The sequence below is a fragment of the Burkholderia semiarida genome (genome assembly GCF_029268935.1).
Lineage (GTDB): Bacteria > Pseudomonadota > Gammaproteobacteria > Burkholderiales > Burkholderiaceae > Burkholderia > Burkholderia semiarida.
The window spans coordinates 139245-160984 of sequence record NZ_JAHLCL010000008.1; the positions used below are offsets into that span (position 1 = coordinate 139245).

Below are 21740 nucleotides of genomic sequence, written 5' to 3' on the forward strand. Positions count from 1 at the left end.
GGGACTATCATAGTGTCGCGCCCGGGGACGCATTGGCGAGAATTCGGCCAACGATTGTCGCCGGTGTGGACACAACCCTGTCATCCCCTTTCATCGGAGCGGAACGACATGGACGAACGGCTCAGAGGCGTCGCCGAATTCGTCGACGTGGTGGAATCGGGCAGCTTCGCGGCGGCGGCGCTGCGCCTCGGCATGACGCGCTCGGCGGTCGCGAAGATCGTCGCGCGGCTCGAACAGCGTCTCGGCGCGAGGCTGCTGCAGCGTACGACGCGCCAGCTCGGCCTGACCGACGAAGGGCACGTCTATTACGAGCAGTGCCGGCGGCTGCTCGCCGAACTCGGCGAGACGGAGGCCGCGCTCGACGCGGGCCGCCGCGAGCCGGTCGGGCGCGTGCGCATCAGCGTGCCCGTGCTGTTCGGGCGGCAATGCGTGGCGCCCGTCGTGCGGCGCCTCGTCGAGCGTCATCCGCGGCTCGAAATCGACGTGTCGTTCAGCGATCGCGTGGCCGACCTCGTCAACGACGGTTTCGACCTGGCGGTGCGCATCGGCGAGCTGGCCGATACGAGCGCGCTGGTCGGCCGCAAGCTCGGCGTGCAGCGCATGGGCATCTGCGCATCGCCCGCGTATCTCGCGCGTCACGGCCGGCCAGCGGGGCTCACCGAACTCGCGTCGCACGTCGGCATCGCGTATTCGCGCGGCGGACAGCCGGCGCCGTGGCGGATCATCGGCGCGGACGGCGCGGTGCACGACCATCGCGCGGCCGGCCGCCTGCGGTTAGACGACCTGCAGGCGATCGCAGACGCGGCCGCCGCCGGTGCGGGCCTCGCGTGGCTGCCGTGCTGGCTGATGGCGCCGTACGTGCGCGACGGCCGTCTCGCGCTCGTGATGGACAGCGACAGCGTGTCGGGCGCCGAGGTGTTCGCGGTGCGGCCGGCTGCGCGTCACGTGCCGTCGAAGGTGCGGGTGGTCGTCGATGCGCTGGTCGACGAGATTCCGCGGATGCTGGCGTCGGACGACGCGAATGGGGAGCGCGCATGACGGCGGCCGGTTCTCCAATGACGGCGCGCAATCCGGTTGGCTGCACGTCGCGCTTGCTCTCGTCTCACATATCGAGAAGGTAACCGGTAAGGCGCTACGTATTCTTTTCCATTGTCTCCAACGCTCGGTGTAACAATGTCAGTTCGATCACTTCGAGTTGGTACGCGAAGCGCGACTGGACCCGCCTCATCATCATGGAGCCGACGGACAATCCAAAGACGAGGGCGATACCCCAGAGAATCGCCGTGTTGATGAAGTTTCCGGAGACGAATCCGCTCGCCAGCGTATTCCCCAGCCACGGCAATCCACCCGCATCCTTAATGTTGGTGAACGTGATGGCAAGAAGCGCATATGCTGCCGCGCCGCTACCAAAGAATGAAGCGACACGCGAATCGAGGCGTTTCACCTTGATCTGCAGGCAATGCTGCGCGCATTTGAGGGTGTCGTCCGCATAGCTGTTCAGCAATCGGGCGTTCTTTTCGTCGGTTTCTATCTCGCGGATGAGCGTATCCAGCGCTTCTTGCTTCCAGTGACACATCTTTACGACGCCGACGATGGGTTCCACAACGAGAGAGAGCAGGCTGAGGACGACTGTAAAGGCATAGAGTGTGACTGCCGGAATCACCTGCCACTCGGCAGCCGCCAATTTATGCCACCCGGCTAACAAGAGGAGCAGCAGAAAGCAGAAGCCGCCACTGCCAAGGAGAAGTGTGGAGGCCTTCCGCGCGCGCTCCATAGACAACGTTTTTATTGGACGGTAAGGCTCGCAAGTATCGAGCGTTTTCAGTAGTTCCGTGATTTTCGACATGACGACTCCGATGAAAATTCGATGGCTGGATGGCGTGCCTGCATGGTCTTGAAAGCGACATCAACATGCGGATGCGCGCGTGAACGACGGCGCACGACGGGATGATGGGGCCGGGATGCGCATTCCTGTCTCGATTACGGTTTGGAAAGCATGGGCAAGCACGCGCTGCTTGAGCCGCATATTCCCGCACCCCGTTAGCATGTGACGAATCCGACTTTGGGCGCCGCGCGAGCAACGCTAAGATCGCCGCTCCCGTAGCTCGAGCGTCAACAAAAATGAAAAAGTCCGCGTCGCCGTTGCATGCCGTTCGTTTCCGTGTCGTCTGCGCCGCGATTGCCGGCGCGGTGTCGCTCGCGTCGTGCGGCGGCGTCGACAGCAATCCGCCGCCGCAGGCCAGCGCGACGCCGTCGGCCAAGCGCCCGAACATCCTGTACATCATGGCCGACGATCTCGGCTATTCCGACATCCACGCATTCGGCGGCGAGATCAATACGCCGAACCTCGACGCGCTCGTCGCATCGGGCCGCATCCTGTCGAACCATCACACGGGCACCGTCTGCGCGATCACGCGCGCGATGCTGGTGTCGGGCACCGATCACCATCTCGTCGGCGAAGGCACGATGGGCGTGCCGACCGACGAGCGGCGCGGGCTGCCCGGCTACGAAGGCTACCTGAACGACCGCGCGCTGTCGTTCGCGCAACTGCTGAAGGACGCCGGCTATCACACCTATATCGCGGGCAAGTGGCACATCGGCTCCGGAATCGTCGGCAGTACGACGGGTAGCGGGCAGACGCCCGACCAGTGGGGCTTCGAGCGCAGCTACGTGCTGCTCGGCGGCGCGGCGACGAACCACTTCGCGCACGAGCCGGCCGGCTCGTCGAACTACACGGAAGACGGCCGCTACGTGCAACCGGGCCAGCCCGGGCAGCCGGGCGGCGCGGGCGGCAGCCCGGCCGTGTTCTATTCGACCGATTTCTATACGCAGAAGCTGATCTCGTACATCGATGCGAACAGGCAGGACGGCAAGCCGTTCTTCGCGTACGCGGCCTATACGTCGCCGCACTGGCCGCTGCAGGTGCCCGATCCGTGGCTGCACAAATATGCGGGCGTCTACGACGCCGGCTACGATGCGATCCGCAACGCGCGGATCGCGCGACAGAAGGCGCTCGGCCTGATTCCGGCGGATTTCAAGCCATTCGACGGGCTGCCCGAGACGACGACGGCATCGCCCGCGACCGCGAACAACGGCACCGCGAACGCGAAGTACATCAGCGCGGTACATTCGGCCGCGGACGGCTACAGCGACTACGGCAGCGGCAAGGTCGACAAGCTGTGGTCGAGCCTGTCGCCGGCCGAGCGGAAGGCGCAGGCGCGCTACATGGAGATCTACGCGGGGATGGTCGAGAACCTCGACTACAACATCGGACTCCTGATCCAGCATCTGAAGGACATCGGCGAATACGACAACACGTTCATCATGTTCCAGTCGGACAACGGCGCGGAAGGCTGGCCGATCGATTCCGGCGCGGACCCGACCGCCACCGACACCGCGAACGCGCAGGAGCCGGTCTATTCCGCGCTCGGCACCGACAATGGCAAGCAGAATGCGCAGCGCCTCCAGTACGGGCTGCGCTGGGCCGAAGTGAGCGCGGCGCCGTTCCGGCTCACGAAGGGCTATTCGGGCGAAGGCGGCGTATCGACGCCGACGATCGTGCACCTGCCGGGCCAGTCGCAGCCGTTGCCGACGCTGCGCGCGTTCACGCACGTGACCGACAACACGGCGACGTTCCTCGCGGTCGCGGGCGTCACGCCGCCGTCGCAGCCGGCGCCGCCGCTCGTCAACACGCTGACGGGCGTCGACCAGAACAAGGGCAAGGTCGTCTACAACAACCGCTACGTGTATCCGGTCACCGGCCAGTCGCTGCTGCCCGTGCTCACCGGCTCGGCGACGGGCGAGGTGCACACGACGCCGTTCGGCGACGAAGCGTACGGTCGCGCGTACCTGCGCAGCGCCGACGGCCGCTGGAAGGCGCTGTGGACCGAGCCGCCGCTCGGGCCGCTCGACGGTCACTGGCAACTGTACGACCTCGCGTCGGATCGCGGCGAGACGACCGACGTGTCCGCGCAGAACCCGTCGGTGGTCGGCACGCTCGTCGACCAGTGGAAGGCCTACATGAGCAACGTCGGCGGTGTCGAGCCGCTGCGTCCGCGCGGCTATTACTGATCGCGGGGCGAGACGATGCGGTTGCGTTTCTGGACGATCGGCGCGGCGCTGGCCGCCACGCTGTTCGCCGCCGCGTTCGCGGCGGGCTATGCGAATCCGGCGGCGCCGGCAGGCGACGCGTTCGACGAGCTGAATCGCGGCCGCGCGCTCGCGCCGCTCGGTTCGGAGCGCGCGTGCGAACGCTATTCGGGGTTGCCCGCGAAGTGGCGCGACGATCCGAAGGCCGGAATGGTGCATCTGCGCGGCGGCGCGTTCGTGTTCGGCAGCACGCGCGGCTATGCGGACGAGCGTCCGGCGGGCGACGGGCGCGCGCGTGTCGGCGGCTTCTGGATCGACCAGACCGACGTGACGATCGCGCAGTTCGCGGCATTCGTGCAGGCGACCGGTTACGTGACCGAGGCCGAGCAGCAGGGCGGCGCGGCGGTGTTCCATGTGCCGACGCGCGACGAGTTGAATGCGCGCGACCTCGCGTGGTGGTCGTGGGTGAAGGGCGCGTCGTGGCGGCATCCGCGCGGGCCCGGCAGCAACGTGGACGGGCTCGGCAACCTGCCGGTGACGCTCGTCACGCAGCGCGATGCGCTCGCGTATGCGCACTGGCTCGGCCGCGACCTGCCGACCGAGGCCGAATGGGAATATGCGGGCAAGGCCGGCCGCGACGACGCATCGCTCGATGCGGCGCCGCGCGATGCGCACGGCAAGCCGGCCGCGAACTACTGGCAGGGTGCGTTTCCGGTGCTCGACTCGGCCGAGGACGGCCATGCGGGGCTGGCGCCGGTCGGCTGCTATGCGGCGAACGGCTTTCGTCTTTACGACATGATCGGCAACGCGTGGGAATGGACGAAGGACGCGTACACGGGCCCGCATCAGTCGCACACGAACGGCGATACGGCGGCCGTCGCCCCGCCGACGCACCGGCACGATACGCCGATGGTCATCAAGGGCGGCTCGTTCCTGTGCTCGCGCGATTACTGCGTGCGCTATCGCGCATCGTCGCGCGAACAGCAGGAAGCCGATCTCGGCGCGTCGCATATCGGCTTCCGCACGATCCTGAGGGACGCGTCATGACGACGCGCATCGGGCGTTGGGTGGCGGCCTGGCTGCTGGCCGCATGTGGCGTCGTGCATCACGGCGCGGCGATGGCCGCCGAAGCCGCCGCTCCGGCCGTGCGCGTGGGCGTCACGCGCGGCGTGCATGCGCAGATTCTCGACGAAGTGAAGCGGGTGGCGGCCGCGCGCGGGCTGAGCGTCGACGTCGTCGAGTTCGACGATGCGTCGCGCATCGACACGGCGCTGGCCGACGGGCGCATCGACGCGGCCAGCTTCGAGGATGCGCAACAGCTTGCCGCGACGCGTGCGCGCAAGCGCTATGCGCTGACCGAAGTCGCGCCGACGGTCACGCTGCCGATGGCGTTCTATTCGCGCAAGCTGAAGCGCCTGAACGAACTGCAACCCGGCGCGACGGTCGCGCTTCCCGCCGATCCGCGCGGCTTGGCGCGCGCGCTCGTGCTGCTGCAGAACGACACGCTGGTGACGCTGCGCGAAAAAGCCGGCCTGCATGCGACGCTGCGCGACGTGACGGGCAACCGGCTCGGGCTCAAATTCGTCGCGCTGCGCCGCGACCGGCTTTACGCGGCGCTCGATACGGCCGCGTTCGTCGCGATCGACAGCGACGACGCGGCCCGCTTCGGGCTGCAGCCGGCGCGCGACAGCATAAGCCTCGAGGACGCCCGCTCGCCGTATGCGAACGTGCTGACGGTGCGCGACGCCGATCGCGCGAAGCCGTGGGTCGCGCAGCTCGTCGCCGCGTATCACTCGGACGACGTCGCGCGCTTCATCCTCACGCGCTACCAGGATTCGGTGCGGCGGCCGTGGTAGACACCTGGCTGCTCGCGTGCAACGCGTGCGGACGCTGCTGCAACAGCGCGCCCACGTTGTCGTTGCGCGAGCTGTTCCGGCATCGGCATCGCTTCGTCGGCGCGTTGACGATTCGCCGCGTGCCGAAGCGGCGGATCGGCGAACGCTGGCAGGCGGGCGGGCGCGAGCATGCGCTCGATGCGGCCGACGTCGCGGCCGCCGATGCGCTGGCGGACCGGTTGTTCCACCGCGGCGGCGGCGTGCATGGCGAATGGCTCGCGCTGACGCTGCAAGGCTACGACTATCCGTCGCTGGGCCGCTGCGCGGCGCTCGCCGACGACGGCCGTTGCGGCGTGCACGCGAACAAGCCGTCGATCTGCCGCGCGGTGCCGCTCGATCCGATGCTGCCCGACCGGTTGCAGTCGCGCGTGCTCGTGGCACGGCGCGACGATGCGGCGTGGCTGGGCGCGAACTGCATCGTCGAGGCGGGAAGCGGGCAATCCGCCGGCGAGCGGGCGTTTCCGATTCCGCTGGTGACGGCCGGGCAGGTCGCGGATCGTGCGGCGCTCGACGCGCATCGCGATGCGCTCGTGTTCGAGCGTGCGGTGTGGCGCGACGCCGTGTTCGCATCGTTGACCGATGGCGGGCACGACGTGCGTCATGCGCTGTCGCGGCTTGCGCCCGGCGGCTACCTGACCGTGTCGATCGTGCCGGTGCTGTTGGCCGTCGCACCGGTTTCCGCACGTTGTCGCGCACTGTGCATCGACTTGATCGATGCTCAACTCGCGTTGATCGGCACCCGCATCGAAGCGGCGCTCGCGCGCCGACGAGCCGACGACCGGCCGGCGACGAGCGAATTGCGCGGCTTCGCGCAGGCGCTGGAACGGGCGCGACGCGCGCTTGCGGCCATGCCGGCTCCGGCAGCCGCAACGCATGAGGACGCGCCGCGCATCGACGCGTGGCTCGACGATCGCGTCGACACCGATTCGCTTGCCGCCTGACGATCGCGGTACGCCGCGCGTGCCTTACACTTGGCGCTCTTTCAATCGTTGCAGAGCGAGCGGACATGTACGCGTCGACCTTCATTTTCCGTGCCGGGCAGTACGACGACGAATTCCACCGGCTCGACCGGCAGATCGCCGACGTGGCGCGCGCGACGCCCGGCTATCTCGGCGAGGAAACGTGGGAGAACGCGGAAGCTGGCCTGATCCAGAACGTCTACTACTGGGAATCCGAGGCGGCGCTGCGGCAATTGATGCAGCATCCCGCGCATCTCGAAGCCAAGGCGAAGCACGCGCGCTGGCTGGACGGGTATCGCGTCGTGATTTCGCAGGTGCTTCGCGAGTACGGCGACGGCAAGCTGACGCCGCCGCATGCGGGGCCCTCCGCGTAACGGCTGCCGGTCAGGCGGTCGCGCCGGCGTCTCCCGGCGTGGCCGGTTCGCGCGCCGGGCGCTCCCAGATCGGGAACGTCGCGTTCTGGATCGACGTCTGCGCGTCGATGACCTTGCGGTGATCGATGCCGGGCAGGTCGAGCAGCCGATCGACCGCCGCCTTCGCGCCCTCCGCATCCTGCGGGAATGCGCACGCGAATTGCCTGTTCGTATCGAACAGGACCCACCAGACATCCGACGCGAACGGCCCCTGGTCGTTGGTTTCGATCAGGATCGCGCCGAGGTCGGACAGCGCGATGCCACGCGTCGCTCCGGTCCGGTCGGTCGACTCGATGCGCGTATCGGTTGCCGTCACGGTCCAGCCGCGCGGCCGGGCATTCGGCCGGGCCGCGGTGCGGGGGCCGGTGCCGGTCGGCACGGCCGCGTCCGCGGCGCCGGCGGCAAGGCCCGGCGCACCGCCCTCCTGCGCCCCCCGCCCGTCGATCCACGGTAGCGCGGCGGCGCCCGCGATCGCTGCAACCCACAAGTAGTATCCGGCCCCGAACGTACGGATCGTTTCGTAGTTCGCGTCGGTCGGGATCGTATGCCACCCGAGCGCAAAGACCACGACGACGGCCAGCAACGCCGACACGGTGCGGCTCGGCCTGAGCAGCGCGACGACGAGCAGCGGGTTGCCGAGCCATGCGAATTGCAGGTCGAGGATCGCGAGCGGCCCGAGCGCGAGCACGGTGTAGCCGTGCCACCAGCTCACCGCGCCGGCCGCATTCGGCGGTTCGGCCGCGACGGGCAGCAGCAGCGACGCGACATACAGCGCGACGATCACGATGCGCGCGAGGTTCAGGCGGGGCGAAGCGGAGCGAATCTGCATGTTGCCTTCTCGTGGTGCACGATCATGCGAAGCGACGAATGCCGGACGGCGGGGCCGTCATTCACGACGCGCGGCGCCGATGTGGCGACGCGCCGAACGCGATTGTGGGCGATTCGCGCCGCGATGTCGAACGCGCGATATCCGGCGCGTCACGGTCAAAGCGCTTCGACCAGCAACCGCGTGCTCTTCTCGCAATACTCGTGACATGCCGCGCGCGCGGCGATCGATGCGCCGTGCACGAACCGCGGCGCGTCGGCCCGCCGCGACATCGACACGACGATCGACGGCGGCGACGGCTGCAGCGGCAGCTCGACGACTTCGCCGCTTTCGATCAGCGCGTCGACGAACAGCACCGGAATCGCGGCGACGCCGAAGCCGTCGCGCACCAGTTGCACGATCACCGAGATCGACGGCGACCCGGTGATGCGCGTCTCCGACAGCGGCACGCCGTGCGCGTGCGCGAGCGTGCGCACGATGTCTTCCAGCGCGCGATGGGGCGCGGTGCCGCGCCCGTAGGTGAGGATCGGCTGGCGCAGCACCTGCCGCGCGAGGCCCGTGCGCGTGTTCGGCAGCAGCCCGGCGCGCGCGATCCAGCGCACCGGGTAGTTCGCGAGCGCATCGCATACGACCGACGCCTCGTCGCTGCCCTCGACGCGGATGATCAGGTCGAGCTCGCCGGCCATCAGCCGGCGCTGCAGCACGACGCTGACGTCGACGGTCAGGTCGATCTCGAGCTGCGGATAGTCGGCCGCAAGCCGCCGCATGTAGTGCGGCAGCCAGCTGTGCACGACCGTCTCGATCACGCCGAGCCGCAGCTTGCCGCGCAGGGCGCTCTCGCCGGACGCGGCGGCCTGCAGCTCCTGCGTCGCCTCGACCACCGCTTTCGCATAGCCGAGCAGGTATTCGCCGTTCGGCGTGAGCCGGAATTCACGGCTGTCGCGATCGACGAGTACCGTGTGCAGTTCGTCCTCGAGCGCCTTCAGGCGCTGCGAGATCGCGGCCGGCGTCGCGTGCAGCGCAGCCGCGGTCGTGCGGAAGTTGCGCAGCTTCGCGAGCGTGACGAAGGTTTCGAGAAAACGCGTGTTCATGGTGGTCGAGCGAGCAGTGGATGCGCAGCTTGCCGCCGACGAAAAATGAACGGGACCGGGGAAAACCCGCGGATCCGTTAAGAAATTCTATACAGTGGGCGCAAAAAAACTCGTTGGCGACAAAATTTTTTCCTTTCTATTCTTCGCCGTATCCGATGACACACCACCGTCATCGCCACGTCATCCCGACCCGAGACCGATTCTCATGATGCCTTCCGAATTCCGCCAGTCCGTGCGCCGCGGCGCGTTCCGCGGCCCGACCGCCGGCCATTGCGGCCCGTTTGCCCAGGCGAACCTGGCGATCCTGCCCGATGCGTACGCGCACGATTTCCTGCGCTTCTGCCAGGCCAACCCGAAGGCCTGCCCGCTGCTGGGCGTCGGCGAACCGGGTGCGTTCCGGATCGACGCGCTGGGCGAGGATCTCGACATCCGCACCGACGTGCCGAGCTACAACATATATAGGGACGGCCGCCTGACCGAGCGCGTCGAGTCGCTCGAAGCGCTGTGGCGCGACGATTTCGTCGTATTTGCGATCGGCTGCTCGTTCTCGTTCGAGGACATGCTCGCCCGCGAAGGCATCGGGCTGCGCCATGTCGAAGAAGGTCGCAACGTGCCGATGTACCGTACGTCGATCGCGAACCGCCGCGCGGGCATCTTCGGCGGCCAGCTGGTCGTGTCGATGCGGCCGCTGCGCGGCGCCGACGCGATCCGCGCGGTGCAGATCACGAGCCGGTTCCCGGGCGTGCACGGCGCGCCGATCCATATCGGCCACCCGCGGGAACTCGGCATCGAGAATCTGAACGCGCCCGAATTCGGCGACGCGGTGACGATTCGCGACGGCGAACTGCCGGTGTTCTGGGCGTGCGGTGTGACGCCGCAAACCGCGCTGATGGACGCGAAGCTGCCGATCGCGATCGCGCATACGCCCGGCCACATGCTGATGACCGACATCCCGAACGCGTCGCTGGCCGTGTTCTGACGCGGCCGGCATCCGGTACGCCACGCACATACGACACACCGCACCCCACGCCCTTTGACGGCGCACAACGACAGGAGCACCACCATGGAAAGCAAGACCTTCGCGGCGCCCGCCGCCGAGCCCGCGAGCCGCGAGCGCAGCGGCCTGTTCTCGTGGTACGCGGATGCGCAGCCGCGCGAGCGCCGCGCATTCTGGAGCTGCAAGGTCGGCTACATGCTCGACGGGATGGACACGCAGATGCTGTCGTTCGTGATCCCGACGCTCGTCGCGACCTGGGGCATCTCGCTCGCCGACGCAGGCTTCATCGGCACGGTCACGCTGCTCGCGTCGGCGCTCGGCGGCTGGATCGCCGGCATCCTGTCCGACCGGATCGGCCGCGTGCGCACGCTGCAGCTCACGGTGCTGTGGTTCGCGGTGTTCACCGCGCTGTGCGGGCTCGCGCAGAACTACCACCAGCTGGTCGCGGCGCGGGCGCTGATGGGCTTCGGCTTCGGCGGCGAATGGACGGCCGGCGCGGTGCTGATCGGCGAGGTGATTCGCGCGCGCGACCGCGGCCGGGCCGTGGGCCTCGTGCAATCGGGCTGGGCGATCGGCTGGGGACTCTGCGCGCTGCTGTATGCGCTGCTGTTCTCGGTGCTGCCGGCCGAGCAGGCGTGGCGCGCGCTGTTCCTCGTCGGGCTCGCGCCCGCGCTGCTGGTCGTCGCGATCCGTCGCTACGTGAAGGAGCCCGACGTCTACGAGAAGGAAAAGGCCGCGCAGGCGAAAGTGGCCGACGCGCCGCGCCTCACCGAGATCTTCGCGCCGAAGCTGATCACGACGACGCTGCGCGCGGCACTCCTGACGACCGGCGCGCAGGGCGGCTACTACGCGATCACGACGTGGCTGCCGACCTTCCTGAAGACCGAGCGGCATCTCACCGTGATGGGCACCGGCGGCTATCTCGCGATGATCATCTTCGGCTCGTGGGTCGGCTACCTGACGAGCGCGTACCTGACCGACCGCCTCGGCCGCAAGCCGAACTTCATCCTGTTCGCGGTCGGCTCGATGGTGATCGCGTTCTCGTACACGTCGCTGAACCTGACCAACGCGTCGATGCTGTGGCTCGGCTTCCCGCTCGGCTTCTTCGCCTCGGGTATCTTCTCGGGGATGGGCGCGTTTCTCACCGAGCTGTTCCCGACCCGCGTGCGCGGCTCCGGCCAGGGCTTCTGCTACAACGTGGGCCGCGCGATCGGTGCGCTGTTCCCGTTCCTGATCGGCGCGCTGTCCAGGCAGTACGGGCTCGGCACGAGCATCGGCATCTTCGCGGTCGCCGCCTACGGCGTGGTGATCGTCGCCGCGCTGACGCTGCCCGAGACCCGCGGCCGCGAACTCGACGCCGCCTGACCGACGGCGGCGGCCGGCCGTTCGTTTTTCTTCCCCATTCATCGACACCGTGACACGGTGCGCGACGCGCGCCGTGCGGCGGCGCTCGTCCCTCGAATCAACGACGCATCGACCCGACATCATGACCGATCGACACCTTTCCCCCGTTTCCTCCGACGCCGCACGCTGGCAATTCTGGATCGACCGCGGCGGCACGTTCACCGATATCGTCGCGCGCCGGCCGGACGGCACGCTCGTCACGCACAAGCTGCTGTCGGAGAACCCCGAGCAATACCGCGACGCGGCCGTGGCCGGCATCCGCCACCTGCTCGGCCTCGCGGCCGGCGAGCCGATCACGCCCGAGCGCGTCGACATGGTGAAGATGGGCACGACGGTCGCGACCAACGCGCTGCTCGAACGCAAGGGCGAGCGTACCGCGCTGGCGACGACGCGCGGCTTTCGCGACGTGCTGCGCATCGCGTACCAGAACCGGCCGCGCCTGTTCGATCTCGACATCGTGCTGCCCGACGCGCTGTATGAGACGGTCGTCGAGATCGACGAGCGCGTCGGCGCGCATGGCGACGTGGTCGTGCCGCTCGACGTTCAGGGTGCCGAAGCGTCGTTGCGCCGCGTGTTCGACAGCGGCGTGCGCGCGCTCGCGATCGTGCTGATCCACGGCTACCGCCATACCGCGCACGAACGCGCGCTGGCCGAACTCGCGCGCCGCATCGGCTTCACGCAGGTGTCGGTGTCGCACCAGGTGTCGCCGCTGATGAAGATGGTGTCGCGCGGCGACACGACCGTCGTCGACGCGTACCTGTCGCCGATCCTGCGCCGCTACGTCGAGCAGGTCGCGCACGAGATGCCGGGCGTGAACCTGCAGTTCATGCAGAGCAGTGGCGGGCTGACACGCGCCGATGCGTTCCAGGGCAAGGACGCGATCCTGTCGGGCCCGGCCGGCGGCATCGTCGGGATGGTGCGCGCGGCCCGCGCGGCCGGCTTCGACCAGGTGATCGGCTTCGACATGGGCGGCACGTCGACCGACGTGTCGCACTACAACGGCGAATTCGAGCGCGTGTTCGAGACGCAGGTGGCCGGCGTGCGGATGCGCGCGCCGATGATGAGCATCCATACCGTCGCGGCGGGCGGCGGCTCCGTGCTCGGCTTCGACGGCGCGCGGCTGCGCGTCGGGCCCGAATCGGCCGGCGCGAACCCGGGGCCGGCCGCGTACCGGCGCGGCGGCCCGCTGACGGTGACCGACTGCAACGTGATGCTCGGCAAGATCCAGCCCGACCATTTCCCGCGCGTGTTCGGCCCGCAGGCGGACCAGCCGCTCGACCGCGACGGCGTGGTCGCGAAGTTCGCGGCGCTCGCCGACGAGATCCACGCGGCGACCGGGCGGCGCGAGACGCCCGAGGCGCTCGCCGAAGGGTTCCTGGAGATCGCGATCGGCAGCATGGCGAACGCGATCAAGAAGATTTCCGTGCAGCGCGGCCATGACGTATCGCGCTACGTGCTGACGACGTTCGGCGGTGCGGGCGGCCAGCATGCGTGCGGCGTGGCCGATGCGCTCGGGATGACGCAGGTGTTCGCGCATCCGCTCGCGGGCGTGCTGTCCGCGTACGGGATGGGGCTTGCCGACCAGACGGCCATGCGCGAGCGCGCGGTCGAGGCCGTGCTGACCGACGAATCGCTGCCGGCGCTGAATGCCGCGCTCGACCGGCTGGCCGACGAGGCCATCGGCGCGCTGCTCGAACAGGGCGTGCCGCCGGAGCGGATCGCGACCGAACGGCGCGTGCACCTGCGCTATCAGGGCACCGACTCGGCGCTCGACGTGCCGGCCGGCAGCGTCGCCGCGATGCAGCAGGCGTTCGAGGCCGCGTATCGGCAGCGCTACGCGTTCCTGATGCCCGGCACGCCGCTCGTGGCCGAGCTCGCGTCGGTCGAGGCGATCGGCCGCTCGGACGCGCCGGTCGATATCGCGCCGCTCGCACCGCGCGAGGTGGGCGCGGCGCCGCAAGCGCACGCGGCCGTGCGCTTTTATTCCGGCGGCCAGTGGCACGACGCGGCGCTGTACGTGCGCGACACGCTCCTCGCCGGCGACGCGATCGACGGCCCGGCGATCGTCGCGGAGCAGAACGGCACGACTGTGGTCGAGCCCGGCTGGCGCGCCGGGATGACCGCGCAGGGCAACCTCGTGCTGACGCGCACGACGCCGCTGCCGACGCGCCGCTCGCTCGGCACCGACGCCGACCCGGTGCGGCTCGAGATCTTCAACAACCTGTTCATGTCGATCGCCGAGCAGATGGGGCTGCGGCTGCAGAACACCGCGTACTCGGTAAACATCAAGGAGCGGCTCGACTTCTCGTGCGCGATCTTCGACGGCGACGGCAACCTGATCGCGAACGCGCCGCACATGCCCGTGCACCTCGGCTCGATGGGGGAGAGCATCCGCACCGTGATCGAGCGCAACCGCGGCCGCATGCGCGACGGCGACGTGTTCATGCTGAACGACCCGTACCACGGCGGCACGCACCTGCCGGACGTGACGGTCATCACGCCGGTGTTCGCGGACGGCTCGGACGCGCCGCTGTTCTACGTCGGCTCGCGCGGCCACCACGCGGACATCGGCGGCACGACGCCGGGCTCGATGCCGCCCGATTCGACCCATATCGACGAGGAAGGCGTGCTGATCGACAACTGGCAGCTCGTGTCGGCCGGCGTGCTGCGCGATGCCGAGACACGCGCGCTGCTGGCGTCGGGCCGCTACCCGGCGCGCAACGTCGAGCAGAACATGGCCGACCTGCGCGCGCAGGTCGCCGCGAACCAGAAGGGCGTCGACGAGCTGCGCCGGATGGTCGCGCAGTTCGGCCGCGACGTCGTGCTCGCGTTCATGGGGCACGTGCAGGACAACGCGGAAGAAGCCGTGCGGCGCGTGATCGGCGCGCTGCAGGACGGCGCGTACCGCTACCCGCTCGACAACGGCGCCCAGATTCGCGTCGCGATTCGCGTCGATCGCGCGGCGCGGCGCGCGGAGATCGATTTCACCGGCACGTCCGCGCAGCTCGACAACAACTTCAACGCGCCGAAGGCCGTCTGCATGGCCGCCGTGCTGTACGTGTTCCGCACGCTGGTGGGCGACGACATCCCGCTGAACGCCGGCTGCCTGAAGCCGCTGACCGTGATCGTGCCCGCCCGCTCGATGCTGAACCCCGAGTATCCGGCGGCCGTCGTGTCGGGCAACGTCGAGACGTCGTCGGCGATCACCAACGCGCTGTACGGCGCGCTCGGCTGCGTCGCGTCGAGCCAGGGGACGATGAATAACTTCACATTCGGTAACGATCGCTACCAGTACTACGAGACGATCGCGGGCGGCAGCGGCGCGGGCGACGGCTTCGCGGGCGTCGGCGCGGTGCAGACGCACATGACGAACTCGCGGCTCACCGATCCGGAGGTGCTCGAATGGCGCTACCCGGTGCGGCTCGATTCGCACCGGATCCGCGCCGGCTCGGGCGGCGGCGGGCGCTGGCGCGGCGGCGACGGCGCGGTGCGGCGGATTCGCTTCCTCGAGCCGATGACGGCGTCGATCCTGTCGAACAACCGGATCCACGCGCCGTTCGGCGCGGCGGGCGGCGAAGCCGGCGCGCTGGGCCGCAACACGATCGAGCGGGCGGACGGCACCATCGAGACGCTCGATCACATCGGCCGCGCGCAGATGGCGCCGGGCGACGTGTTCGTCGTCGAAACGCCGGGCGGCGGCGGCTACGGCGCGGCAGGCTGAGCTGTGCACCCGGCGCGAACGTCTCGCGCCGGGGGCGCACGGCGGGTGGACGACATTGCAACGAACTGTGGAATAAAGCCGCGCATTCGCGCACAAATTGAATCAAAAACAGCAAAAAACGGAATCGCGGCATCCGGGTCGACCTGGCCGCCACAGCATCGCCGAAAGATCTGGCCCGATATTCGCGGATCGGCCGCGACCGCCCGCCCGTCGGGCCACGCGGCGTGGCACGCGGCGCCCGGCACGCGCCGTGTCGCCCGCCCATTCGCACGCTGCCAATCATGAAAAATCCGGCTTGCCAATCGAGTCCCAATTCCTTGACACTCTGCTCTAAATGTGAGTGCCAATCCTCATCGTCATTTGATAAGATGGCTCTCATCATTCATTCGTAAGGCAGAACCTGCGCATCACGCGCGAACGCCGGTCGCATCAGCTGCAAACAAGTACGGGACGAGACTCGCCGTCACGGCAATCACGTCCGCCCTGCCGGCCCGCGCACCGCGCGTCCCGGGAAGGCGGCCGGCCCGCTCGCCTCCGTCTACACTGTGCGTTTTTTCTGGATCGGGGCGTGTCCATGGATGACGAAAACGATAGCGCGGTGCTCGAGGCGCATGTCGGTACGCGCAGCCCCTGCTGGCGTCTCGGCAGCGACAGCAACGCGCTCGAACTCGCCGCGGTGCGCGGCCTGACCAACGTCGCGGTCGCGCTGACGGCCGAGCAGGCCGCGCGCATCCGCGCGCTCACCGGCGTCACGTCGCACCTCGTGCTCGACATCGTGCTGTACGGCAGTCCGGTCAGCCTCCATCTCGTCGGCAGGAAGGTCAACACGGTCGACTGGGCCGGCACGGCGTCCGCCTATTCCGATACCGAATCCGTCGCCGGCGATCTGTCGCACGGGCTCGCGTTCGCCGAGCAGGTGGTGTCGGAGGTGAATTCGCTCGTCGTGATCCTCGACCGCAACGGGATGGTGCAGCGCTTCAACCGCCTGTGCGAGGAAGTGACCGGCAAGCGCGAGGTCGACGTGATCGGCCGCAGTGCGTTCGAGCTGTTCATGAGCCCGGAGCAGGGCGCGCAGTCGCGCAGCAACATCACGGGCTTCTTCGCGAGCAACCAGTCGTTCGCGGTCGAGCGCTACATCAACACGGTCAACGGGCCGCGCCTGTTCCAGTTCCGCAACAAGTTCGTGCAGAGCGGCAGCGGCGTCGACGAGCAGTACCTGATCTGCTCGGGCATCGACATCACCGAGGAGCGCAACGCGCAGCAGCGGCTCACCGAGCTCGCGAACACCGACGTGCTCACCGGGCTGCCGAACCGCCATGCGATCAGCGAGCGCATCCACGCGGCGATCGCGGAGGAAGACGCCAATACGCGCGGCCAGGTCGGCATCCTGTTCCTCGATCTCGACAACTTCAAGCGCGTCAACGATCACTACGGGCACATCACCGGCGACCGGCTGCTGCAGGACGTGTCCGCGGTCATCGGCGGCTGCCTGCCGTCCGGCGCGACGCTCGCGCGGCTCGGCGGCGACGAGTTCCTGGTGCTGTTCGAGCACGGCACGCGGCCGCTGCTCGAGGCGACCGCGCAGATCATCCTCGAGCGGCTGCGCACGCCGATCCACCTCGGGCTGGTGGAGGTCTACACGAGCTGCTCGATCGGCATCGCGATGTATCCGCAGCACGGCGATTCGCTCGAGACGCTGATCCGCAGCGCCGATACCGCGATGTACGTCGCGAAGGAAGAAGGCAAGCACACGTACCGCGTGTTCTCGCTGGAGATGAACCAGAAGGTCGCGAAGTACATGTGGCTCGACACGAACCTGCGCAAGGCGCTCGAGGAAGAGCAGTTCGTGCTGCACTACCAGCCCGTCGTCGACATCGCGACGGGCGACGTGCACGGCGTCGAGGCGCTGATCCGCTGGCAGTCGCCCGATCGCGGGCTCGTCGCGCCGGTCGAGTTCATCCGTTTCGCGGAAGAGTCGGGGCTGATCGCGCCGCTCGGACGCTGGGTGATGCGCACCGCGGCCGCGCAGGCCGCCGCGTGGAAGGCCAAGGGGCTCGGCATCCGGATCGCGGTGAACGTGTCCGCGCGGCAGTTGCAGGACATGAACATCGTGCACCAGTTCGCATCGATTCTCGACGGCGCGGGGCTCAAGCCGAGCCTCGTCGACATCGAGCTCACCGAGAGCAGCTTCATCGAGGACGAAGAAGCGGCGATCGGGCTGATGCGGCAGTTCCGCCAGCTCGGCGCGGAAATCCACCTCGACGATTTCGGCACCGGCTATTCGTCGCTGTCGCAGTTGTCGCGCCTGCCGCTCGACGCGATCAAGCTCGACCGCACCTTCATCACGGCCATCGACCGCAATCCGCGCTCGCAGGCGCTGGTGCGCTCCGTCGTGTCGCTCGCGAAGGCGCTGAATTTCGCGGTGATCGCCGAAGGCGTCGAAACGCATGCGGAGGCCGAATTCCTCAAGCAGCTCGACGTCGATCACGCGCAGGGCTACTACTACGCGCGGCCGATGCCGGCGCAGGCGTTCGAGGCGTGGCTCGCGGAGACGAGAAAGCTCAGGCTGATCGCCTGAGCTTCGTTCCGGAAAAAGGCGCCGCCGACGGCCGGCGGCGCCGTCGCATTACACCGTGCGCAGCTTCGACACGCGCCGGTTCTGCAGCATCACCAGGCGTTCCATGTACGCGAGATCCTTCGGCTCGATCGTGAACGCCGCATGCACCCACGCTTCCGTGATGTCCATCAGCTCCGAGCGCGACAACTGGAATACGCGCTCGCGCGCGCGCAGCATCGCGCGGATGCCGTTCAGCTTGGGCTTGGTCACGTCGATGAAGGTGCGCGTCGCAAGATACGCGTCACCGGCGTCGAACGTCTCGTCGATCAGCCCCTGGTCTTCGTACCACTCGGCCGCATGCGCCTCGCCGGTCGCGATCAGCGATTCCGCGAGGCCGCGGTTCGCCTTGCGCGCGACGAGCGAATAGCCGCCCATGCCCGGGAACAGGTTGAACGCGATCTCCGGGAACCCGAGTTTCACGCCCTTCTGCGCGAGCACGTAGTGATGCGCGAGCGCGGCCTCGAAGCCGCCGCCGAGCGCGCTGCCCTCGACCATCGCGATCGAGATCGCGCCGGTGCCGAAGCCGGTGTAGATCTCGTACACGCCGTCGATGCACGAGCGCGCGTAGGCCATCAGCTGATCGCGCCGGCCGCTGCGGATCGCGTCGACGAAGAAGCTCAGGTCGCCGCCGACGTTGAACAGCTCGGGGACGAGCGAGCCCGTCACCCAGAAGTCGAACGTGAGGCCCGAGTCGCGTGCGACGCGCGCGAGATGGATGATGTCGGTGACGAGTTGCTGGTTGAAACACGGCCGCGGCTCCGATCGCAGCATCATCCACATGACGTTCCGGCCTTCTTCGTAGAAGGCCGTCAGTTGCGAGAGTTCGCCGGCTTCGTAAAACGGGCGGCACGCCGGATGGGATTGGAGTTGCATGGTATGTCCTCGTGAGATGTGGTTTTTGAAGACCATCGCGCCCGGCGCCCTGCGGGAATCGGGTTGCCCGCCGGGCGCCAGGCGCGAGGCATCGCCATTGTTGCGCGCGCACAAATGTCGAAATGCGGGGAACAACGCACGAGCGGGACGCCGGTGCGGATCGCGTCCGGGCGACGGGGCGGGTGGGGTGGATTGGGGATGAGGGGCCGAGATCGGCGGGGGACGGCGGCGCGAGCGGAGCGGCGCGCCGGCGATGAGGCGGCCGGCGACGCCGGTCGCTTGCGCGCCGAATATCACGTCGGGACGTCGATCGACGGTTGCGGGTCGGGCCGATCGGCGTGGCGGCCCGCCGATTCGCCGTGAGCGATCGCGCAGCGCACATGACCATGCGGCGCCGATCGGTATCGGGTGTCGCCGTTCGAGATGCGGCGCCGTCGGCAAGAGGCCGAACGGGATCACGCGCAGCCATGCGAACGCACTCACGAGGTCGCCGATTTTGAAATCGGTGTTGCTCCGCATGAGGTCTGCTTCCCGATGGCGCGGCTTGACGCTCGCCGGCACGTCGCCCACACTGGGTCGCACGACGGCCACGCGTGAGGGTGGCGCGGGCGGCCGTCATGCGCGCGTCATGCGGGTCGGGCCGCCGTGCCGGCGCTCGGTGCTGACGCCCGGCAACGAACGCGCGGGGAGCTTCGACGTGGTGCGCTTTCCTTCCCGATGGACCGGCTGCCTGCTCGCATGCGCCATCGCGCTCGGCGCGGGGGCGGCCGCGGCCGATACGCGCGACTCACACGACACGCGCGATGCTCGCGACGCGGGCGATACGGCGCCCGTCACGCTCGTCAGCGACGTTCACGAATTCGTGATCCAGCGCGACGGTTCGCTCGACGAGCACGACGATTCGACGCTGCGCGCGAACGACGCGAACGGCATCGACGCGGTCGCGCAGCGCTACGTGTGGTTCGACAAGAATCTCGAGAAGGTGGAGTTGCTCGCGGCCGAGACGATCGACCGCGACGGCGTCGCGCACCCGGTCGGCGCGGACGGCATCCGCGACGTGCAGGAGCCGCGCTCGGCCGGCGCGCCGACGTTCCAGGACGGGCTGCTGCGCACCGTCGTGTTCCCCGGCGTCGAAGCCGGGTCGAGCACGCGCGTCGCGTTCCGCAAGACCCGCACGAAGCCCGTCAATCGCGGCTATTTCGGCTACACCGTCGAGCCGTCGCGCGAGCCGGTCGACAACCAGCGGCTGATCTTCGACGTGCCGGCCGACATGCCGCTGTACGCGGATGCGCGCGGCTACGTCGCGCTGCCGCCCGTCACGGCGAACGGCCGCACGCGCTACGAATTCGACTACCGGCACGGCGCGTACGATCGCATCGAGAGCGGCGCGGTCGGCTACCCGACCTACGGCGACCGGCTCGTCGTGTCGACGCTGCCCGACTACGCGGCGTTCGCCGCGCGCTACCGCAACGCGGCCGTCGATCCGGGCGCGAACGATCCGGCCGTCGTGCAACTGGCGCGTGCGCTCACGGCGGATGCCGTCGCTCCGCGCGACAAGGCGCGCATCCTGTACGACTGGGTGCAGGCGAACGTGCGCTACGTCGGGCTGTTTCTCGGCGAAACGGCCGCCGCGCCGCATCGCGTCGCCGACATCCTGCGCAACCGCTACGGCGACTGCAAGGATCACGTCGCGCTGTTCGGCGCGTTGCTCGCGGCGGTCGGCATTCGCAGCGAACCGGTGCTGATCAATCTCGGCGCCGTGTACACGCTGCCGTCGGTGCCCGGCTACGGCGCCGGCGCGATCAATCATGCGATCACGTGGCTGCCCGATCTCGGCCTCTACGCGGATACGACGACGGCCGGCATCGCGTTCGGCTACCTGCCGCCGATCGTGATGGACCGCCCCGCGCTGCTGGTCGATACGGGCGTGCTGTCGCGCACGCCGGCCACGCAGCCGCGCGGCCGCATCGCACGGATCGCGATCGATGCCGCGCAGCCCGGCCCCGCGCGCGTTCAGGCCTATGTCGAGGACGACGGCTGGACGGCCGAGCTCGAGCGCAACCTGTTTCGCCGCGCGTCGCGCGAGCGCATCGCGCAACTCGCGAACGAGCGCCTGCGGCAAAGCGGCCTGCGCGGCCGCGCGCAACTGTCGACCAGCGACCGGCGCGGGTCGACAGGCCCGTTCGACGTGACGATTACCGGCACGCTCGATCATTTCGTGTGGCCCGACGGCACGACCGCGTTGCCCGCGCTGTCGAGCGTCACGGGCGGCATCGCGACACAGGTCGAGACGTGGCTGGCCGAGCCCGTGCGCACGCAGCCGTGGGGTTGCCTCGGCGGCACGTTCGACGAGAGCGGCCAGATCGCGCTGCCGGCGGGCGTCGCCGTGACCGACCTGCCGGCCGATACGGCCGTGCACGACCGCTTCGTCGACTTCACGTCGCATTACGTGTTCGATGCGGCCGCGCGGGTCGTGCAGGTCACGCGGCGGATGAACGCCGATTTCGGCCGGCAGGTCTGTACGCCGGCCGAATTCACGGCGCTGCGCGCGTCGCTCGAGCGCATCGAGCGCGACACGCAGGCGCAGATCGTCGTGCGGGCGAAGCAGCGTTGAGCGGCGCGGGCACGGCATTCGCTCCGAACGGGCGAATCACCGGAATCGCCGACGCGAAGGAGGACATCATGACGGAACGGGATCACGAGATCGCCGAACTCTCGAAGGAATTGTTGGGCAGGATCGTGCAGGGCACGGTCGCGACCGGCGCGGCAGTCGACGCGGAGCAGTGCGCGGCGCTCGCGGTGCGGTGCGCGACGGCGCTGGTCGACCGGCTCGACGCGTTGAAGTGACGCCCGCG

Annotated in this window: 16 protein-coding genes; 12 read left to right on the top strand and 4 right to left on the bottom strand. The window is 68.8% G+C overall.

Annotated elements, in window-relative coordinates:
- Positions 1-108 precede the first annotated feature (108 nt).
- Complete coding sequence (locus tag KPB06_RS23895) at positions 109-1038, top strand: LysR family transcriptional regulator (RefSeq protein ID WP_059579950.1); 930 nt, start codon at positions 109-111, stop codon at positions 1036-1038.
- Between the two features lie 94 nt (positions 1039-1132).
- Here the strand turns inward: KPB06_RS23895 and KPB06_RS23900 are convergent, their stop codons facing one another.
- Complete coding sequence (locus KPB06_RS23900) at positions 1133-1846, bottom strand: hypothetical protein (protein WP_059579953.1); 714 nt, start codon at positions 1844-1846, stop codon at positions 1133-1135.
- Positions 1847-2121: 275 nt separating this feature from the next.
- Between KPB06_RS23900 and KPB06_RS23905 the strand changes: the two genes are divergently transcribed.
- The 5 genes from KPB06_RS23905 to KPB06_RS23925 all read left to right on the top strand — a co-directional run bounded on the left by KPB06_RS23905 (position 2122) and on the right by KPB06_RS23925 (position 7317).
- On the top strand, positions 2122-4071 hold the full coding sequence (locus tag KPB06_RS23905; protein WP_059579955.1) for an arylsulfatase: 1950 nt from the start codon (positions 2122-2124) through the stop codon (positions 4069-4071).
- Positions 4072-4086: 15 nt separating this feature from the next.
- The gene (locus KPB06_RS23910; protein ID WP_059579958.1) at positions 4087-5136 is read left to right on the top strand and encodes a formylglycine-generating enzyme family protein; all 1050 of its coding nucleotides are present in this window, start codon (positions 4087-4089) and stop codon (positions 5134-5136) included.
- A complete protein-coding gene (locus KPB06_RS23915) occupies positions 5133-5945 on the top strand; it encodes a MetQ/NlpA family lipoprotein (RefSeq protein ID WP_059579961.1) in 813 nt (270 codons plus the stop codon). The genes KPB06_RS23910 and KPB06_RS23915 overlap by 4 nt, the downstream gene beginning before the upstream one ends.
- Positions 5939-6925 (top strand): YkgJ family cysteine cluster protein, encoded by a 987-nt coding sequence (locus KPB06_RS23920; protein WP_059579965.1) that lies wholly within the window; start codon positions 5939-5941, stop codon positions 6923-6925. Before KPB06_RS23915 ends, KPB06_RS23920 begins: the two co-directional genes overlap by 7 nt.
- 65 nt (positions 6926-6990) lie before the next feature.
- Positions 6991-7317: an antibiotic biosynthesis monooxygenase family protein gene (locus KPB06_RS23925; RefSeq protein ID WP_059579967.1), complete on the top strand. Its 327-nt coding sequence runs from the start codon at positions 6991-6993 to the stop codon at positions 7315-7317.
- Positions 7318-7327: 10 nt separating this feature from the next.
- Here KPB06_RS23925 and KPB06_RS23930 read toward each other — a convergent pair whose 3' ends face one another.
- Positions 7328-8185 carry a hypothetical protein gene (locus tag KPB06_RS23930; protein WP_059579969.1) on the bottom strand — a complete coding sequence of 286 codons (858 nt, stop codon included), beginning with the start codon at positions 8183-8185 and terminating at the stop codon, positions 7328-7330.
- A 155-nt stretch (positions 8186-8340) separates the two neighbouring features.
- On the bottom strand, positions 8341-9273 hold the full coding sequence (locus tag KPB06_RS23935) for a LysR family transcriptional regulator (RefSeq protein ID WP_059579973.1): 933 nt from the start codon (positions 9271-9273) through the stop codon (positions 8341-8343).
- A 205-nt stretch (positions 9274-9478) separates the two neighbouring features.
- Between KPB06_RS23935 and KPB06_RS23940 the strand changes: the two genes are divergently transcribed.
- The 4 genes from KPB06_RS23940 (at position 9479) to pdeR (ending at position 17973) form a co-directional block, all read left to right on the top strand.
- Positions 9479-10252 carry a putative hydro-lyase gene (locus KPB06_RS23940; RefSeq protein WP_059579976.1) on the top strand — a complete coding sequence of 258 codons (774 nt, stop codon included), beginning with the start codon at positions 9479-9481 and terminating at the stop codon, positions 10250-10252.
- Between the two features lie 84 nt (positions 10253-10336).
- A complete protein-coding gene (locus KPB06_RS23945) occupies positions 10337-11635 on the top strand; it encodes an MFS transporter (protein ID WP_059579978.1) in 1299 nt (432 codons plus the stop codon).
- Between the two features lie 121 nt (positions 11636-11756).
- Complete coding sequence (locus tag KPB06_RS23950; RefSeq protein ID WP_059579981.1) at positions 11757-15395, top strand: hydantoinase B/oxoprolinase family protein; 3639 nt, start codon at positions 11757-11759, stop codon at positions 15393-15395.
- A 574-nt stretch (positions 15396-15969) separates the two neighbouring features.
- Positions 15970-17973 (top strand): cyclic di-GMP phosphodiesterase, encoded by a 2004-nt coding sequence (pdeR, locus tag KPB06_RS23955; protein WP_275905993.1) that lies wholly within the window; start codon positions 15970-15972, stop codon positions 17971-17973.
- A 48-nt stretch (positions 17974-18021) separates the two neighbouring features.
- On the opposite strand, the gene KPB06_RS23960 is transcribed toward pdeR, so the two are convergent.
- Positions 18022-18885, bottom strand: coding sequence for a crotonase/enoyl-CoA hydratase family protein (locus tag KPB06_RS23960; protein WP_059579986.1), 864 nt, complete (start codon positions 18883-18885; stop codon positions 18022-18024).
- Between the two features lie 697 nt (positions 18886-19582).
- On the opposite strand from KPB06_RS23960, the gene KPB06_RS23965 reads away from it, so the two are divergent.
- Positions 19583-21499 carry a transglutaminase family protein gene (locus KPB06_RS23965; RefSeq protein WP_275906032.1) on the top strand — a complete coding sequence of 639 codons (1917 nt, stop codon included), beginning with the start codon at positions 19583-19585 and terminating at the stop codon, positions 21497-21499.
- 68 nt (positions 21500-21567) lie between these two features.
- Positions 21568-21732: a hypothetical protein gene (locus KPB06_RS23970; RefSeq protein WP_180278226.1), complete on the top strand. Its 165-nt coding sequence runs from the start codon at positions 21568-21570 to the stop codon at positions 21730-21732.
- Positions 21733-21740 lie beyond the last annotated feature (8 nt).

Bases quoted from the DNA above. Each gene is read 5' to 3' on its own strand.
- KPB06_RS23895 (WP_059579950.1), top strand. From the start codon at position 109: ATGGACGAACGGCTCAGAGGCGTCGCCGAATTCGTCGACGTGGTGGAA.
- KPB06_RS23900 (WP_059579953.1), bottom strand. From the start codon at position 1,846: ATGTCGAAAATCACGGAACTACTGAAAACGCTCGATACTTGCGAGCCT.
- KPB06_RS23905 (WP_059579955.1), top strand. From the start codon at position 2,122: ATGAAAAAGTCCGCGTCGCCGTTGCATGCCGTTCGTTTCCGTGTCGTC.
- KPB06_RS23910 (WP_059579958.1), top strand. From the start codon at position 4,087: ATGCGGTTGCGTTTCTGGACGATCGGCGCGGCGCTGGCCGCCACGCTG.
- KPB06_RS23915 (WP_059579961.1), top strand. From the start codon at position 5,133: ATGACGACGCGCATCGGGCGTTGGGTGGCGGCCTGGCTGCTGGCCGCA.
- KPB06_RS23925 (WP_059579967.1), top strand. From the start codon at position 6,991: ATGTACGCGTCGACCTTCATTTTCCGTGCCGGGCAGTACGACGACGAA.
- KPB06_RS23930 (WP_059579969.1), bottom strand. From the start codon at position 8,185: ATGCAGATTCGCTCCGCTTCGCCCCGCCTGAACCTCGCGCGCATCGTG.
- KPB06_RS23935 (WP_059579973.1), bottom strand. From the start codon at position 9,273: ATGAACACGCGTTTTCTCGAAACCTTCGTCACGCTCGCGAAGCTGCGC.
- KPB06_RS23940 (WP_059579976.1), top strand. From the start codon at position 9,479: ATGATGCCTTCCGAATTCCGCCAGTCCGTGCGCCGCGGCGCGTTCCGC.
- KPB06_RS23945 (WP_059579978.1), top strand. From the start codon at position 10,337: ATGGAAAGCAAGACCTTCGCGGCGCCCGCCGCCGAGCCCGCGAGCCGC.
- KPB06_RS23950 (WP_059579981.1), top strand. From the start codon at position 11,757: ATGACCGATCGACACCTTTCCCCCGTTTCCTCCGACGCCGCACGCTGG.
- pdeR (WP_275905993.1), top strand. From the start codon at position 15,970: ATGGATGACGAAAACGATAGCGCGGTGCTCGAGGCGCATGTCGGTACG.
- KPB06_RS23960 (WP_059579986.1), bottom strand. From the start codon at position 18,885: ATGCAACTCCAATCCCATCCGGCGTGCCGCCCGTTTTACGAAGCCGGC.
- KPB06_RS23970 (WP_180278226.1), top strand. From the start codon at position 21,568: ATGACGGAACGGGATCACGAGATCGCCGAACTCTCGAAGGAATTGTTG.